Origin of the sequence: Coleofasciculus sp. FACHB-542 (genome assembly GCF_014695825.1) — a bacterium.
Classification (GTDB): Bacteria; Cyanobacteriota; Cyanobacteriia; order Cyanobacteriales; family FACHB-T130; genus FACHB-T130.
The window spans coordinates 1-16,792 of sequence record NZ_JACJPB010000017.1 but is presented as its reverse complement, the minus strand read 5'-3'; the positions used below and the strand labels follow the sequence as shown (position 1 = coordinate 16,792).

The following is a 16,792-nucleotide window of genomic DNA, read 5'->3' as shown; positions in this document are numbered from 1 at the left end:
CTGCTGTCGCTCAACTAACAACTAATAACTCTTTTTTTCATTCAGATTCCAGTCGTAATAGAGATAGGAAATCGGCGTTGAAGCGTCAAGAGGCACGTCGGTTTTTAAATACAAGCGGATGTATTCAGGAATTGAAGGTGCGACTTTCAGTAAATCGCTCTTGTACCACTTGAAAATTTTGCTACAGTAAAGCGTTCCCGTTTGGAAATCGTAGCGAACTTTATCGGGATTATTGATAAAACGGCTGGCGTCATCCTCTAACTGAGTCCGCACCGATTCCGGAAAGTATGCACCGTTTCGCAACAACGGACAACCGATGGATGCACAAACAAGGGCGAAGTGGATGAGGGGTTCGTCAAATTCGCGCCGGAGAATGTCATGTTCGATTTGATTGAGGCTGTAGCGCTTACCTGCAAAGGAATAGACGGGACGGATAAAGAACAACAGGAAGGCAATCCAGTTGGGAATTCCTAAAATCTTCGGTCGGATGGAGGGGATGGGATAGCGTTCTAGAACTTGATTGATCGCGATCGCATTATATAAATTCAGCCACAGCGCCAACCGTTCATCTGGGTTGGGATAATCCCCCAAATCTACTTGGTGCAAGGAAGTCAGCCATTGTGAAAGCGCTTGCGATCGCTCTGAAGACCAAGCATGATAATCGACGCGACCTTCTAGATCGACGTATCGGCGCAGTAACTCATCCCAAACTGTAAAGTCGATCATAGCTCAATACTTTCTCCGAGCGGACAAATCTAACCCCATATTAGAGTTACTCCCAAAACCCGCCAAGAAATAAATTTCTACAGCTTATACCCAAAGTTTTTTTTAATGGACTGAAATCTTTATCTAGTCAGTATGAGATTCCTATGCAAAAGGAATTTGGCTATTAGCCAGGGATTTTAATCTCTGGCGGTATTGCAACTGATGCAAGATGTGTGGTTCCCTATAAGTGAAGGAAGAACAACTAACCTTTCCTCTTCTTTTAGAGGATGTTTTGAAAGGTATGGTTAGTTGGAAAAAATTTCACAAAGCAGAAGCTGAAATTGCAAACATTAACACCACGCACACGTGAATAACTAACGCATATTAAGCGCAATTTAACGTGTGTTTATCTGGCGATCATTAAAGAACTGCTCGAAACATCGGAGGCTTTTATCTATATGCTTATTACTCGGATTATAGCCGCATAATAAACATTTCTTCGACTTATTTAAGTTTAAAAAAAACCTTTTTTGGTTTGATATTTAACAATAGCTTAAGTGTTAAACCCTTTATTTTTGGTAATTAATCTATAAAAATAGAAATCATAGTTAAACAATAAGTTTTATTATTAACAATTATTTAAGCGATAAAAAACTGATAAAAACATGGGTTAAGCTATCGAACAGTAAAAGTACCTCCTTGTAAGGGGTTCAAAATTTGCTCTGCTGCAAGGGACAAAAAAACCTTATAGTGCTTCTCGGTTGAATCAAGTACAGTCAAGACCTAACTTCTAACAGAGTTCCCAGAATCGAGAAAAGGGCTAATTTCAAAGCCTCTCTCTGATTTTAAAGAGAGAGCAAAACTTTACCGTACATAAGCGAGAACGGCTATATTATTTTTCTTCTACCTAGTGTGACACAAAAGAACTAATCACTGTACTTATAGGCTCATAATAACGTCTCATAATAACGACAAATAATTCGTTATCCGGCATCTGGAGAGCGAGAAATAATCAAAGGAAAAAATGCATGAATGTCTTTGAGTTCGAGATTACCATCCAGAGCAAATCCGGCGATAGTAGCTGGCCTATTGTTGTCAGGTGTAAGCAACCGGATGGACTAACCATCCATTCAAAAGAGACTCTTGAGCTAAGTCAGGATGACTTTAACGAACTCACTCAACAGCAAGAAAACGAGAGGAAATACGGCACCCTACTAGGCAAAGCCCTGTTTCGAGGGGCTGTCTATGACACCTTTGTTCGTGCCCTATCCAAGAGCAGTCAGGACTGTCGCCTGCGAATTTTGCTATCGATTGAAGCGGCTGACAACGACGAAGTGAAGACCTTGCATTGGGAAAGGCTGTGTGCTCCGATTGATGCCGACGAGGATTGGGATCTTTTAGCCCGCGACCAGCGCGTTCCCTTTTCCCTGTACATTCCCACTATTATCGATCGCTGCTTTCCCCCGATTGGGCGGCGGGACTTGCGGGCACTGGTGCTGGTAGCGAGTCCCTCTAATATCGGTAAGTTTCAATTAGCACCTTTTGATGTTGAAGATGTCTTATCTGGAGTCAAGGAAGCGCTTGGTGATATTCCTTACGAAATTTTGGCAAATGATGTTGCAGGTGCTATCGGACCGCCAACGCTAAAAGAACTGTCTAAGCAACTGACTAACTCTAAGAAGCCATACACCTTGCTGCACTTTGTCGCCCACGGCAAGCTGCTGGATGACGGAGATACTGTTCTGTACTGGGCAGAAGCCGATAACCAAGTTGAGTCAGTTACGGGAGAACAATTAGTCAAAGAGCTGAAGAACATCGGTAATCATCAGAGGAGTTTACCTCACTTTGCCTTTCTCTGCACTTGCGAAAGTGCCGACCCCAGAGCAGAAGCAGGATTAGGTGGATTAGGGCAAAGATTGGTTAGACATTTGGGGATGCCTGCTGTAGTAGCGATGACTCGCAAAGTGAGCGTAGAGACAGGCTTAGCTCTAGGACAGAGCTTTTATCGACGGCTGAGAGAGTCTGGAGAGGTAGATACGGCGCTACAAGAGGCAACAGCCGGACTGGGAAAGCGCCACGATATTGCTGTTCCGGCCCTGTTTAGCCGCTTGGGTGGGCGTCCCTTATTTAGCGATCGCCTTGACGCTCGGGATTTAACTGACGAGGAAATCGAGTATGGCATTGAAAAGCTAAGCAAACTCCTGGCAGAACGCGCCCCTAATGCCTCTGTACTCAATGAGAGCTTTAAAACGCAGGTAGAGATCCTCAATGATACCCAAGGAGCCGAGTCACGCATAGCGCGTGAACAGCGCCAGAAGGCAATACTAGAGATCGATAACCTGTGCGATCAAGTTCTGGAAATTAGCTTTGATGCTCTGGCAGCTTTGGGCAAGGAACCACCACAATACAAGGCTGAGTGTCCTTTTCCGGGTCTCTCTTCCTTTGCTGAGGAACAATACCATAAGTTCTTTTTTGGGCGCGATGAGCTGATTAGAGACTTACAAAAGGAACTGGCGAAGGATAATTTCTTAGCGGTTATCGGTGCTTCGGGCAGCGGCAAATCATCCGTAGTGCTAGCTGGGCTGATTCCTAAGCTTAAAGAGCAGGAGCCAAGCCTACAGTCGGTTCGTATCACACCGAGCAACGAGCCGCTGAAACAATTAGAAATCCTGTTAAAGGTCTCGGAACAGCATTCGGTACTGGTGGTAGACCAATTTGAGGAACTGTTCACCCTCTGCGAGGATAAAGACAATCGGCAAAAATTTATTGGCAAGTTGTTACACCTTGCCGAGCGGCGGAAAGTTGTCATAACAATGCGGGCCGACTTTTTAGGAGAGTGTACCTTCTACCCCGAACTGCGAAAGCGGATTGAAACCCGACAAAAATTGGTGGGACCAATGGAACCTGCCGAACTAATTACAGCGATGAAGATGCAGGCAGATAGGGGAGGATTGCGCTTTGAAACGGGTTTAAGCCTCTTAGTTCTCAATGACGTGCAGGGGGAGCCAGGCGCAATGCCACTGCTGCAATATGCGTTGCAGGAGCTGTGGAAGCGACGGTGCGGACGCTGGCTGTGCAATAAGGAGTACGAAGCGATTGGTAAAGTCCAGAAGGCGATCGCTAAAACTGCTGATGCTTTTTACACTAGCCTACCAGCTAAGCAACAAGAGCAAATCCAGAATATTTTCTTGCGCTTAACTCGCTTGGATAAGAATGCCATCCAGGTAGAGAAACGGCGCGACACCCGCCAGCGAGTAGAGTTAGAGGATCTGGTGCCCAGCGGAAGCAACATGGCAGAGACTAGGATGTTGGTGCAGCAGCTAGCTGGTGAAGGGGTACGGCTAGTCGTCACCAGTTGGAACCAAACTACCGGGAAGGAAGAAGTAGAAGTCGCCCATGAAGCTTTAATCCGCTATTGGCCAAGGTTGCAGGAGTGGTTGAGTCAGAACCGCACTGACTTGCAACTGCGAGAAAACATACGTCAGGCAGCAGAGGAGTGGCAGCCGCACCAAAAGCAACCAGGTCAACACACTTATCTGATCCATCAGGGGGGACGATTAGAAGATGCGGAGGTGTTGTGGAAGCACCCCAAATTTGTGCATCTCAATCAACTTGAGGAGGAATATGTTTTAGCTTGTGTCCAGTTGCGCGATCGCATCCGCAAGCAAGAGGAACAACGCAAACAGCGTCTGCTCATGGCGACTGCAAGCGCCGCTTTTGTCTTGGGTGGATTTGCCATCTTTGCTGGAAGTAAGTGGAGGGAAGCAGAAATGGAGCGAATTCAGGCTCTTCTACAATCCGCTGAGACTGGCTTGGTCACTCATCAAGCAATAGATGCAAGGATAGGCAGTTTACGAGCTGGGACACAACTCAAGCAGTCATTCTGGCAAAAACTGTGGCCGGATGCTCAGTTAAAGGATCAAGTGTTAGGTAAGTTGACCAGCACAGTTTATGCAGGACAGGAAGTTAACCGCTTACAAACTAATCTATCTTCGGTCGAGACTATGGCGTTTACCTCAGAAGGTCGGCTGGTTATTGCTGATAATCAAGGCACAATCAGCTTGGAAGATGCCAAAACCCAGAAGTGGGAAAATATCCCGATGGACAATTCTCTAAAAAAGACTGAGGAGAAATCCGATTCACTGTATTATCCTCACGTACAGCTTAGTCCCGATGGACAGAAGCTCGCCCTCATTGGTTATCCGGCAGGCAAAATTTACCTGTCGGATACCAAAACCAAGAAGCAGGAGGAACTCCCAGGGAGCGAGGCTAAGGGCTTCTCGGAACCGAGGTTCAGTGCAGATAGCCAGCTCCTGAGCGCCTCTAACGCGGAAGAAGGCTTTGCCTACCTGTGGAATACCAAAACCAAGAGGTTGCCGAACAAATTCAAATTCCCGCCTAATGATGAATCTAATAAATCCGGGTACCAGAACGCACAGTTCAGCCCAAATGGCCGGTTCTGGGTCATCACTCGAAATGACAACACTGTCGATGTGCTGGATTCCAAAACCAAGGAGCTGTACACACTCCCCCAAAAGGCTTCCAGCGTGCAGATCAGCCCGGATAGCCAGATATTGGCCGTCAAAGGGGAAAACAGCAACACCTTCCTCCTATGGAACACCGAAAATAGGGAATGGAGCGCAGAAATCAATTCATCAGGGAACACCGAGTTTGATAGCGTGAAATTCAGTCCAGATAGCCAGATCCTGGTCTTCAGGGAAGTAAACGGCACCATCTGGTTGCGGGACACCAAAGGCCAGACGTTGGATAAACTCCAAGGACAAGACAGCCTCAGCGGCATGGCGTTCAGCCGGGATCGTCAGCTTTTGGTCACCAGTGATGATAGAACCGTCCGTATGTGGGACATCTCTGGGCAGCCGTTGAAGGTAATCCGGACTGAGGGTTCACTTATTGGTGAGCTAGAATTCAGCCCAGATAGTCAGCGTCTAGCCGGTCAAACTTTTACGGATGAGCAGTCCGCCGCCCGCTTGTGGGATGATGCTCAAGGTAAAGATTTACCTTTACCCGAAGGGCTTCAAGGCAAGGTTAAGGGAGTAGCATTCAGCCCAGATAATCCCCCAGATGATCAGATATTAATCGCCACTACTACAAATACAAATGATGGCATCATCAGCTTGTGGAACAACAAAGGCAAGAAGCATTCGCTCAAACTCCAAGGGGATCAAGGCACCGTCCAACAGGTGGTATTCAGTCCGAATGGTCGGTACTTAGCTGTTCGTAGCACTGATACTAATGACGAAGACCGTACTGTCAGCGTCTGGCTTGGGGACACTCAAGACAAGCAGTTGGTCAAACTCCAAGGGGATCGAGAGGAAATATCTAAAATAAAAACAATTGAAGCCATCAGCCCAGATGGTCAGCAGTTGACTGTTCGTAGCACTAACACTAACGATAATAGCCCCCCCATCGTCTGGTCTGCGGATACCAAAGGCCAGCAGTTGGTCAAAGCCTCGGATAAGGTGTATCGTATGGCGTTCAGTGGGGATGGTCAATTTCTAGTTGCTGTTGTAAATGAAGGCGACGGCATCATCCAGGTGTGGGACACTAAAGGTCGGCAATTAAAGCACAACTTTCCCAATAAAGGCAGAATATCAAGTGTGGCAATTAGCCGGGATGGTCAGCTTATAGCCACTGGAGGATTTGACAGCACTGTCCGCCTGTGGAGCATCACAGGTCAGGAGTTAGCCAAATTCCAGGGACATTCCGGCGTTGTTTATAGTGTAGCGTTCAGTCCAGATGGCGAGAAACTAGCTAGCAGTGGAGGGGACGGCACTGTTCGCCTGTATAAAATTAGACAAGAACTGGATGAACTTCTAGCAATGAACTGCGATCGGGTGCGCGGCTATCTGAAGGACTCCAGAGCAGATATCAGTGAGAGAGATCCCCAGCTTTGTGATGGTATTAGCACTGCTAGTAGTTCACCAAAAAAGTAGGGAGCGTTAGAGCAAAACGAGGACGCAACTCCGCTGTTGCGATCGCCCCCTAACAACCTGAAAGCGGCGCGGTCAAAGTCCGCGCCGCAGTTTACTTAGGTGCGATCGCTATTAACTCAATCCCTTCAAAACATTCAAGAGATTGGTGGCGATTGATGTTGCTGTTTGCAAGCTTTCTGCACTGTCAGCCGGAGCTTTTTGTACGGTATTGACAAATTGCTCTAATGATGAGATGAGTTGCGTCTGAACTTGCTTCAGGGCAGCTTCATCAGGCACTTGCTCTGGAGTTTCCTGAGCCGAACCCTGTGCCAGATTAGAAGGCAAATGCACAGTTTCAATCGTAGGGCGCTCGGCGATCGCATCTTTACTACTACTGACCACGAGGCGGACTGCGGGGTCGCCAATAATCGCATAGTTGCGGGCGTCATTGTTAGCCGTCCACATCCCAGCTAAACTCTGATTATTGGGAACCGCACCAAACTTAATCTCTTCTAGCTCAGAGCTGAGGTCGGAGGAGATTTCCGCATAGCGCTCATCAAAATACTCCACTGCCGATCCGACTGGATGACCTTCCAACAGGCGCTTCACGCTACTTTGAAAAACTGCTATCTGCCTGCGATCTGCACTAGAACCGCGAATATCTGAACTAGAGAAAGAACAACCCCACGCTCGATCGACATGACCGATGACAGCCAGGGCACCTCCCTTGGGATGGCTTAGGAGTTTCTGCGGCAAGCGGGCAAGAAACGGGTACGGCGCAATGTCTGGTCGTTCGGAAAGAAATTTAGAGTGACCGTCGAATTCATCCTTTTGGGGGCAACCAGCACCATAGCAGGCAAAGTGAAAAGCAATCATCCCTAACAGCCGTGCTTGTTCGCTAATATCATCCCCAGAAAAGTAAAAATCTTCCGGAATCGGTTTTCGTCCCCATTCACGACCCGGCCAGTCTTGGCACAGCAATGCGCCTTGGTGGGGTATCTGTCGCGGATCGCCGTTGGGAAAACCCATACCGTGACTGGCAGTGAACAGCAAACTAGGCGTTTCGCTGCCTCCTAGCAGATGTCCCAGACGCGCTTTGGTTGCTTCTTCTTTTATAATCGTTTTCACATCCCAGTTGGAATGTTCCTCAACAACCCATTCAGATAACGGCTGAATTAGGTCTTGAGTGCTGAGATTAGTGGCAGCATCTCCTGGGTTGCACACACCGAAAAAGGCAGCACTAGGGGATAGGGATAGATTGCTAGTTTCTGCTTCTACTACGCTGCGAGCGTACTGCGCGTACTCCTGTGGCGTATCAAAATAAATGCGACCTACAGCGTACTGAACGCTAAGCTGAGACTGAAACCGATAGGGAATTGTTACTGGATCTCCGACAATCATCAGGTAGTAAGGCATTTTATCTGGATCGGCAGGACCTGGCCCTACTCCCTGACGCGACAGAAACTTATTTTTTGACTCGTACTGATTTTTTGCTTTGTCGTAACGATAACCTTTAGCACCGCTATATTCCTGGTAGTAATGCTCGTGCTGCTGAGTTGCTTGGTTTTTGCGATGATCTAGCAGCTCGCTAAGTGCCTCTCGGATTGCCGGATCGGCATCGTAAGCGAAGATTACTCCCCAACCTGTTTCTGCGAGGTTTTTGGGGTCTACTCCCTCTATAGGAGCAAAGTCAGGCTCTTCTTTTTGTCGCTTTTTGAACTGGATATCTTCTAATTGTTCTGGATCGAATTCTTCACCTTGGGCAATCTTAGATACTTGCTCTGCGCTCAAAGGAGGTAGCAAATAATCGCCGCTTGCTCCATCAATTCCATTGAAGAATAGCAGGTCTTCGGACATCTCTTTGGTTCCTGATTGGTTGGGCGAATAATAACAATTTAATTTTTGAGTCAAACAGATAAAAACCCCAAAAACCTTTAAAACAGGGACTTTCTGAGTTTCTATCCGTTCTCGCAGGCAAATAAATTTGTTCTAACCCTAGCGGCTACACGGCATAAGCTGCCGACCATACGGCATGAGCGACTTCCGGCTTAGCAATGTCGCAATGGGCACCGCTGGTTGGTCCTCCCAGCTCTACGTTACAAATAAACTTGCCGCTTTCTAGGTTGTAGATTTTGCCCGGTTTAAAATCATAAGAGGCATCGCAGGGGAGCATATCCGTGTTTTCCGCTCCCAGGTCATCGCCGCCTAGACCAAAGCTGCCAATTCCGCCATATTTAGGCAATTGACCGGGGGCAAAGTCCACACTACTAAAGACAATCTTTCCAGCTAGGGGGTACATCTTGCCGACCGCATAGTCGAACTCAGATTGGGTCGTAACGATCGGACCAGCGACTTTACCTTGAGCGATGATTGAGTGAAAGTAACCAGGATGATTGCGTTCGTATGAAATCTTTGAACAGTAAGACCAGAGCGATACAGCTCCTTGTACCAACACTAAAGAATCCACTGGGCGGACTAACGTGCCCTTTCCTTGCGAACCGTTCAGGATGGCAGAGACAACAACGCATCCAAAGCTGTGACCCATCAGGTGGAACCTCACAGTTGGAGCAGCCTTCTCTTGAAGTGCTTTTAACAAGTTGAACCCGGCGCTTTCACCGATTTGGCGAGCGCGATCTTTCATTTTCCAATAAGACAGTAACCTCAGGGGGTTTAAAACCTTATCCAAGACCGAACTACTGTCGATGCTGAAACTTACTGGTTCATCTTTACTCGCTTCATAGATGGCTTCTGGATCGAAACCTTCCCAATCCGAACCTGGTGCCCCACCCTCACCTTCGCTACCCAAACCAGCCTCTTGGTTCAACACTTGGTAGGCGCTCAGTACCTCTGGCGGTAAGGTATCGGGTGCGCTGTCTTCCATCGCCGACCTGAGAATTATTTGTAGGGCTTGCCGCGCTTCCTCAGTGTTGGCAATGCGATCGGCATACTCATCGACTAACCGATCAACTGGATCTTCGTCGTTCACGTCAAAGGACACCGAAGAACTTGTCAATTCTTCATCACCCCAAGGCTTGCTGGGCCAGTGCAGTCCGATGAGTAAGGGACGAAATTCCGGTCGCGCCTGTTTGATTTTTTCAATATCAGCCGTTTGCCCTGCCATTGCGCCAATCCAGCCGTTGTACTGAGATCGCGCTGCGGGAATGTCACCCAACCACCCGTGGCTCATGATGAATACATCTGTGATTGGTTCGCTAGCCAGCGCTTCCAAGATTTTTTGGCTCATTAACCCGCCAGATTCATCGCGTTCTTTGCCTGTGGCATCAAAGGATAGCAGGTAATACTTTAAAGAAGTTCCGGCTACTGTTTCGATTGGCATCTATAAATTCCATTCATCAAATATTTCTATCCAAAGCTTGATGTCAATAGCCAAGAACGAACACCGCTTGTAAAAAAACTTTGCAAAGCCTTGCTCAGGTAGTACCTATTTCAGTTAGGGTCAGTTCACTAGGAAAGTGGTTTTTCAACTGACTGATAGTGCGGCTTGCCCCAAACCACCTCCGCTCAGGGCAGGTGACTCAGCAAGAACGTCGTATCGCTAACCTATGTCGTTAGTTTATGTCTGACACATATCCATATATTGCCCCCTTTTTAACCGGATTGGGGACTCGTAAATGTGGCATCAAAGCAGTGAATTGGTATTATTCAACAATTCAAGTTCTTGACGGTTACTGCTGAGGGTTACTGGCTGAAGAAGCTCTACAGGGTTTGCCAGCCGAATCCACAAAGTAGCAATTTCCCGCCCCGAAATTACTACTTAAAGGAGCATTAGAATTTTTCGGGGCTTGAATGCATAATTTACCGAGATCCACCGTTCTACCATCTTCAGTTTGTAGATAGCAAACCGGAATATCTATATTTGAAGCTGGCACGACTGGATAGGGAGAATCTGCCTGTAAAGGGAGGCTAAAAGCTATACCAGGAAACAATGAAATGAGAGCAGTAGATACGGTAGCTGTTAAACGAAAGCATCTGAACATTGGGTTTTCTTAAGTTTTAATGGTTGATTTGATGGGTGAAATCTTAGATTAAAAACGGCTAAAAAACTTTGGTCAATGGGAAATTGGAACTCACTCATTACTGTTGCCAATATTTCATAATTCAATTTAGATCGCCATACCTACTTAGCGGGATAAATGTCAGTTTTGTAGAGAACGGGTTCGGCAAGCGATGCAATAGGAGCGATCGCTAACACGCCACGCTTTATAGCCGAACCAACCCAGTTTGCATCAAGGCTTGGGTGGTGATGCCTACACCCAGGAGGGCAATGAATAATGCACTTACGGCAGGCAAAATCCTCACAATCCGCATCTGAATCGGTAGCCGATCGAAGAAGCACTTGCTGTAAACGAGTAGCAATCCCAACCCAGTTAGCACGCCTGCGAGTCCTAAACTAAATGTCAACACCAACATCAGTCCAAGGCCGATCCGTCCTAGTGCGATCGCGCTTAGCAGCAAAACCAAGGCTGAAGGACACGGCACCAAACCGCCTGAAATACCTAGGGCAAGCAGGTTACGCCAGGTAACGGGCGATCCATCCGCGCCTGGGGGTAAGTGCGAGTGGTCGTGGTGGGAATGTTCGCCGTGGTGATGAGGTTCGTGAGGGTGATCGTGGTGATGAGAATCGTCGTGGTGATGATCGTGGTGATGAGGTTGGTGGTAATGAGAATCGTCGTGGGTGTGATGACTGTGGGAATGGCGCTGGGAAGCTGAAAAGCTAAGATGCTGATGTGCAGTCGCTGATTTGCCGCTTTTATGACTCCGCAGGCGGTTGATGAACAAGTTGAGACCGATCGCCACCACCATCAAACCGGAGAGGACACTGAGCCAGGGATATAACTGATCGGGCAGGATGTACTGTGAGGCGAACAGCGCGATCGCTCCCAAGGCAAACACGCCGGTAGTATGGGCGATTGTCGTCGCCAGCCCTAAAAATAGGGCGTGTTTGGGGGTAGCATGGGAACCCACCAAGTACGCTCCCACAATCGTCTTGCCGTGACCGGGAGAGAGGGCGTGCATTGCACCCCACGCAAATGAGCCAGCGATCGCAATCAGCAAGCTTCCCCCGTTAAGCCACGCCAACCCAGGCGGCATTAATGAAAATGTCTGGTTTTTGGGGCTGAAGATAAAGTTTTGCACCTGTCCGGAATGCAGAATCGTTGCAAGGCAAGTGGCGGTTGGCACTCCAGGCAGAAATAGATTGTAGTGGATCTGGAGTCCTTGAACCGGCTGAGACCAGTTGTAGGTGAGCTGTAAGCTGCTGTGGGTGCCCGTGGTAACTTTCAAGTTTGGCGGTAGGGCGCTGGTCTCTGATGCGTTAATGGTTAGGGTAGCTTTTTGCTTCTGGTTATCGCTGAGGCGGATGCGATCGCTTAAGAATGTCTGCAACTGAGTTTGATGAGTGCGGACTTCATCGGGTGACACCTGACTATCCTGGTTGTCATCTGCAAATGCCATCAACCCTGTGGGAAAGGTGAGTGTCATTTGAGTTTCAGTCTCGCCCACCATAATCTCCGCTACTGACAAATCAGCCCAGTGAGAGTAACTGGGGGTAGCAGCAGCGAACCAAAATAATATCGCTCCCAAAAACGACAGCAGGCTCAGCGTGCCGTATCGATGCCACTTTGCGTTCATTGATTCACCTCGATTGCAGAATTTGAGTTAAGTCTTTGCGATCGCTGTGTCTGTTCGTCAAAAGTCGGGTCGATTTCTTCAGCTTTTTGGAAATAAGCGATCGCCTCAGCGCGATTCCCCAATGCCTGCTCAATCGTGCCTGCGCGAGCAAAAATTCCCGCATCACGAGTGCCTCGCCCTAAAGCCTCAGTAACAACTTGCTGAGCTTCCCGCCAGCGTTCCGAACGGCAAAGCGCCCAAGCTAGAGTATCCAGTGTCTCGGCATCGCGGCGGATAGCGACTTCTGCCTGCATTAGGGAAAGCGCTTCAGGCAAGTCCTCGGAACGCCCCCGTTCCAGTAACAGGCGTGCCAGTTCGCGCCGGTGCCCAAAAGAAGTGATATTTTGATGCTGGCGGATTAACGCTTCGGCTTTGCCCCATAACTCCTGAGCGCCTGACTCGTCGCCCTGCAAATGCTTCACCCGTGCCATGCCCTGCAAGGCAACGTGATCGAATACATTCTGGTAGGTTGGGGAAACGAAGACCTGGGAGTAATGACGCTCCGCTGCTCGATACTGTCCGAGTCGAGTCTCTAATTCTGCCAGATTGACTAAAGCCAAGGGATATCGCGGCAGGATGCGTAAAACTTCCTGGTAAAGTTCTTTGGCAAGTTGATGGTTGCCTCGCTGGAAGTAAAACCGACCCAGCAACGTCCGCGTCCAAGCCGAACTGCCTGTCTCGCCTGGTTCTTCGGCTGCTAGAGCTTGCTGGAAATCTTGAATGGCTGCTGCATCTTGACCTTGTGCAACTTTTACCAAAGCCCTAAGTGTCAAGGAGCCTAACGTGGGGATTTTATCTACTAAAGTATTGGCGACGCGGTTGGCTTCATCCACCTTGCCCATTGCCAAGTTTGACGTAACCAGAACCGAGAGCGCATCTTCATTTCCAGACTCGGCTTGCAGTACCTGTTTTGCCAAGCGAATCGCTTCGGTGAAGTCATGTTTCGCTTCCGCAATCCGAGCCAGCACCAAAATGGCACCTTGATTATCAAAGGATAAATTAGCGAGCGATCGCTTTGCCGACTGCTCCGCCATGAGATACCAATTAGCATCCCCCGTCGCCCGAGCCATCTTCAGATAGGCTTTGGCTAAGGCGGTTCGATCTAATCCGTCCCCTGGATTTCGCCGAATCCGTTCCTGATAGAAAGCGATTTCCCGTCCCAAAGCAGTGGTGATATTGTCTGAGGGTGACTGAGAAAAGGGATAACGATAAGGAGCGTCGAGTTCAGCACTGGGATTCCACAAACGCCAGCCTACCAAAACTCCGGCAATCGGTAGCGCCACTAAGAGCGGTATCCACCAACGCTTCAGCACAAGATGCCCACTCAACCCACCTTTCAAGTTTTCGGATTTGTAATACTCAGCACGTTTCATGCTTCTGTCTCTAAGCTCGGTTAACCTCTCCCCTAACCCATCCCTTAGTAGGGGACGGGTTTTCAGTGATTCCCCCTCCCCCGTAAAAAAGATTGATTGGGCTTCCCTCTCCTCTTGGGAGAGGGTTAGGGAGAGGTGAGAAGGAGGTTAGATTTTCATCACTGATAATGTACGCAGTTCATCACTCCTGACCTAGTTGGGTAAAGCCAAATAGGGGAATGCGGGTTGTAACGGCTTGTGTCCTTGTGCTGGATTACCAGGTGCGCCGTCGTAGGACACGTTATCACTCGTAACCTTCCCCTCGGTGACGACACTTAAGGTGATGTCGATGACATCATCTTTTATCAAGCGACCCCGAATCGGACTACCTTTGGCATTCAGGGCGTTGGCGTATCCGCTGGGTCCCCTGGTGTCGATTCGCATCACGTCTGGCAAAAAGGCACCCAACAAGGCGTTCGCTCGTTGCTCGGTATTCCCAAAAGCTAGCAGCGTCTTTTTCGCTTCCCCGACGATTGGCCCTGCGATATTCGCAGCCGGTTGTTGACCCGCCAAAGCAGCAGCTTCAAAACCAGGACTGACGGTGTTTAGGGCGTTCAGGAAGTCGTTTGTGACGACTAGACCCTCGTTGATCGCCGGTCGAGCTAGTCGCTCAAACTGAGTAAATTTGCCGTTTGCTCCGGGCACTGAAATTGTTTCCCAGACATCAAAAGTCGTTGCGGAGGTCGAGCCTTGTAAGAATTTAATCGGTACTCGGACTGCGATCGCGTTGACGTTGTATCCTTTGGTAAAATCAATAGCTTGTTCGGGTGGACGGAACCCAGAAACTGCGGGACCGATGCCAAGAAAAGCAGCGCGAACCCGGAAATATTGCTCAACGTCGAAGAAGAATGGATCTTCCCGCAGTCCAGCAAATACGGCTAAGTTAGCGCCACCGCCGGATACCTGATTAACAATTGGCGGCGCACTGGGGTTAGGATTTAGCGGCGTGGTGCGGAGGTTCTTGGTTTGGAGAACAATTGCACCGTCCCGGATGGCGGTCATCGTAATGGTTTGTTGGCGATTTGCATCCGGTGGGCTAAAGGTGAATTGCAGAACCACATCTTCCTTACCCGTGGGAGTGGCATCATTATTATTCACCCGCGACACTTTGAACTCGTACTTCGCTCTGGTACTGAAGTAATACTGCTGACGCGCTAGCGATCGCGGGTTCGTATTCATAATCAAGACCAGATCGTTTTGAGACGCATTCGGGTTCTGATCTTTTTCCCGGAATACAAACAGGTCAGTTAAATTAAGGTTGCGTCCCTTGGCATCTACCTCACCATCATCATGGTCAGAAGCTTTGAGATAGAGAGGTGTCATCCCAGCGATCAAAGCTAATCCTAAAACAAGTACGCCCAAACCGATTGGGTTTCTTAAACCAAAGCGACGCGAAGGTTTTTTAGGGGAAGTCGCAATTTTGTTGAGAGGAGCCGCAGTTTCTTTCACAGGAACACAAGTTTTTTGCTTCATTTCAGTTTTTCCTAAATATGTATCCATTCAGTCACTTAATTGGCGCGGAATGGGGAGGTTTATCTTCTTTTGAATCGCTAGGCTTAAAAGAAGTACGGCTCAGAGCTAGTTATGGATTCTTCCGAAAGTTAAAAATCAATCTTTAACTTGTTTTGGCAATTCTATTACCACTAGATTTTCGCTCTTTCCCTAACCTCTGCATTGAGGAAATCGCAATTATCAAAAATACAGTGATAAAACAAATCCCTGTTGGTTTATTGGCGTCCCACCAACAAAGGCACGATTGCACCTTTCCTCAATAACCAACCAGAAAATGCTGGGAACTCAGCTAGTGATTTTTTGTTTTTTTCTATTGTTTTTCACATGAGAAACTGCCCCTAAAGTACCCAAAGCTAAAATGCCTAATGTTCCAGAGGGTTCGGGAATGCTTGCAGTGCTACTTTCAGCGCTAGTTGTAACTCCGGTTAGTGCGATCGCGTATCTTCCACTGGTAGCGCTCGTACCTGTAAAGCCGCTCAAGGAAAGGTTTCCACCCGAACCCGTCGGTTCTAGAACTCCATCCGCTCCAGCCGAGAAAATTTTCCCAGATGCACTTACAGGATCGTAACCAGAGCTAGCAATCGCTAAATAGTAAATACCAGATTCAGTGGGAGAAAACCCACCTGAGGATAAAACTGATTGTGAATTTAAGCCAGGAATATCATCATTCCCATAAATGCCCTTACCAGCCGCATCAAACAAGAATAACTGCGGATCTTCAAGCAGCTCGGTCGGGGTACCTAAAACATTATCAACTGGGAGTCCTACCAGCGTATCTAGGTTAATTGTTGTCGCCGAGAATGTCTGTCCTCCGGTCAGAAAAATTTGGAATAAGTCAGCATCATTATCAGAAAGTGTCCCAGTAATAAACTCTAGTATTTGCGACCCTGATGGGATAATTTTTGCTGTATTTAGAGTCTTCCCAGCATCACTTTTCTCTGTGAATGTGGCAGCTTGGGCATAAGCTGATGATAACCCTGTAACCAGTACCGATATGGCGGTTATCTGCGCTAGTTTTTTCATTGGCGGCTTCTACCTCAGTGGAATCGGAAGGATTCCCTTTTTGATTTCTTGACTAAAAAAGATACGGCGATGGATTGGTTATGGATTGTTTTACAGCTCAATATATGTCTCAAGATAGAGAATGAAACTAGAAGCGCGAGTCAAAGAAAAGCAAAATCCAGCAGGCATTTCTTGTTCTTGGTTCTGAAAAACGCCTTGGATATTTCTGTTGAGCCTGTAACTTGACTCATCTGTAAATTTGCTTTAAAAATCTATCTCGTGATAGATACAAACAAATAATTGGGTAGCAAGATTAGTGAAAAATGGGGAACACATTTGCCCAATTGAAAAGAAAGCGATCGCAAGTGCAACACTCACATCACCCGCCGTTGCATAACACCGATGAGCGATCGCCCCTGCTACAGCAGATTGCAGGTATATAGAGTACATTGAGGTCAGTGCATGAACAGGTAGAATGAAACCTTACTCCATCGACTTTCGAGAAAAAGTAGTCAAAGCATACGAACAAGAAAACAC

The 16,792-nt window shown here is 48.0% G+C and carries 9 protein-coding genes; 1 reads left to right on the top strand and 8 read right to left on the bottom strand.

Annotated features, from left to right (window positions below; genetic code table 11):
* Nucleotides 1–21: 21 nt before the first annotated feature.
* A complete protein-coding gene (locus H6F52_RS03725) occupies nt 22–726 on the bottom strand; it encodes a DUF547 domain-containing protein (RefSeq protein ID WP_190531988.1) in 705 nt (234 codons plus the stop codon).
* A gap of 1,007 nt (nt 727–1,733) precedes the next feature.
* Between H6F52_RS03725 and H6F52_RS03720 the strand changes: the two genes are divergently transcribed.
* On the top strand, nt 1,734–6,659 hold the full coding sequence (locus H6F52_RS03720) for a CHAT domain-containing protein (protein WP_190531986.1): 4,926 nt from the start codon (nt 1,734–1,736) through the stop codon (nt 6,657–6,659).
* Nucleotides 6,660–6,770: 111 nt separating this feature from the next.
* Here H6F52_RS03720 and H6F52_RS03715 read toward each other — a convergent pair whose 3' ends face one another.
* From H6F52_RS03715 to H6F52_RS03685, 7 genes are all read right to left on the bottom strand, one after another.
* Nucleotides 6,771–8,495, bottom strand: coding sequence for a hypothetical protein (locus tag H6F52_RS03715; protein WP_190531984.1), 1,725 nt, complete (start codon nt 8,493–8,495; stop codon nt 6,771–6,773).
* Nucleotides 8,496–8,640: 145 nt separating this feature from the next.
* A complete protein-coding gene (locus tag H6F52_RS03710) occupies nt 8,641–9,975 on the bottom strand; it encodes a hypothetical protein (protein ID WP_190531982.1) in 1,335 nt (444 codons plus the stop codon).
* Between the two features lie 884 nt (nt 9,976–10,859).
* Complete coding sequence (locus tag H6F52_RS03705) at nt 10,860–12,290, bottom strand: sulfite exporter TauE/SafE family protein (RefSeq protein ID WP_190531980.1); 1,431 nt, start codon at nt 12,288–12,290, stop codon at nt 10,860–10,862.
* Nucleotides 12,287–13,702, bottom strand: a complete 1,416-nt coding sequence (locus H6F52_RS03700) for a tetratricopeptide repeat protein (protein WP_190531978.1) — start codon at nt 13,700–13,702, stop codon at nt 12,287–12,289. Before H6F52_RS03700 ends, H6F52_RS03705 begins: the two co-directional genes overlap by 4 nt.
* A gap of 192 nt (nt 13,703–13,894) precedes the next feature.
* On the bottom strand, nt 13,895–15,214 hold the full coding sequence (locus H6F52_RS03695) for a DUF4331 domain-containing protein (RefSeq protein ID WP_190531976.1): 1,320 nt from the start codon (nt 15,212–15,214) through the stop codon (nt 13,895–13,897).
* Nucleotides 15,215–15,538: 324 nt separating this feature from the next.
* Complete coding sequence (locus H6F52_RS03690; protein WP_190531974.1) at nt 15,539–16,276, bottom strand: DVUA0089 family protein; 738 nt, start codon at nt 16,274–16,276, stop codon at nt 15,539–15,541.
* Between the two features lie 243 nt (nt 16,277–16,519).
* On the bottom strand, nt 16,520–16,705 hold the full coding sequence (locus tag H6F52_RS03685; RefSeq protein WP_190531972.1) for a hypothetical protein: 186 nt from the start codon (nt 16,703–16,705) through the stop codon (nt 16,520–16,522).
* Nucleotides 16,706–16,792: the final 87 nt, after the last annotated feature.

What these genes read in the sequence shown, in the direction of transcription:
- H6F52_RS03705 (WP_190531980.1), bottom strand. Translation starts at nt 12,290, where the DNA reads ATGAACGCAAAGTGGCATCGATACGGCACGCTGAGCCTGCTGTCGTTT.
- H6F52_RS03685 (WP_190531972.1), bottom strand. Translation starts at nt 16,705, where the DNA reads ATGTACTCTATATACCTGCAATCTGCTGTAGCAGGGGCGATCGCTCAT.
- H6F52_RS03690 (WP_190531974.1), bottom strand. Translation starts at nt 16,276, where the DNA reads ATGAAAAAACTAGCGCAGATAACCGCCATATCGGTACTGGTTACAGGG.
- H6F52_RS03695 (WP_190531976.1), bottom strand. Translation starts at nt 15,214, where the DNA reads ATGAAGCAAAAAACTTGTGTTCCTGTGAAAGAAACTGCGGCTCCTCTC.
- H6F52_RS03715 (WP_190531984.1), bottom strand. Translation starts at nt 8,495, where the DNA reads ATGTCCGAAGACCTGCTATTCTTCAATGGAATTGATGGAGCAAGCGGC.
- H6F52_RS03710 (WP_190531982.1), bottom strand. Translation starts at nt 9,975, where the DNA reads ATGCCAATCGAAACAGTAGCCGGAACTTCTTTAAAGTATTACCTGCTA.
- H6F52_RS03720 (WP_190531986.1), top strand. Translation starts at nt 1,734, where the DNA reads ATGAATGTCTTTGAGTTCGAGATTACCATCCAGAGCAAATCCGGCGAT.
- H6F52_RS03700 (WP_190531978.1), bottom strand. Translation starts at nt 13,702, where the DNA reads ATGAAACGTGCTGAGTATTACAAATCCGAAAACTTGAAAGGTGGGTTG.
- H6F52_RS03725 (WP_190531988.1), bottom strand. Translation starts at nt 726, where the DNA reads ATGATCGACTTTACAGTTTGGGATGAGTTACTGCGCCGATACGTCGAT.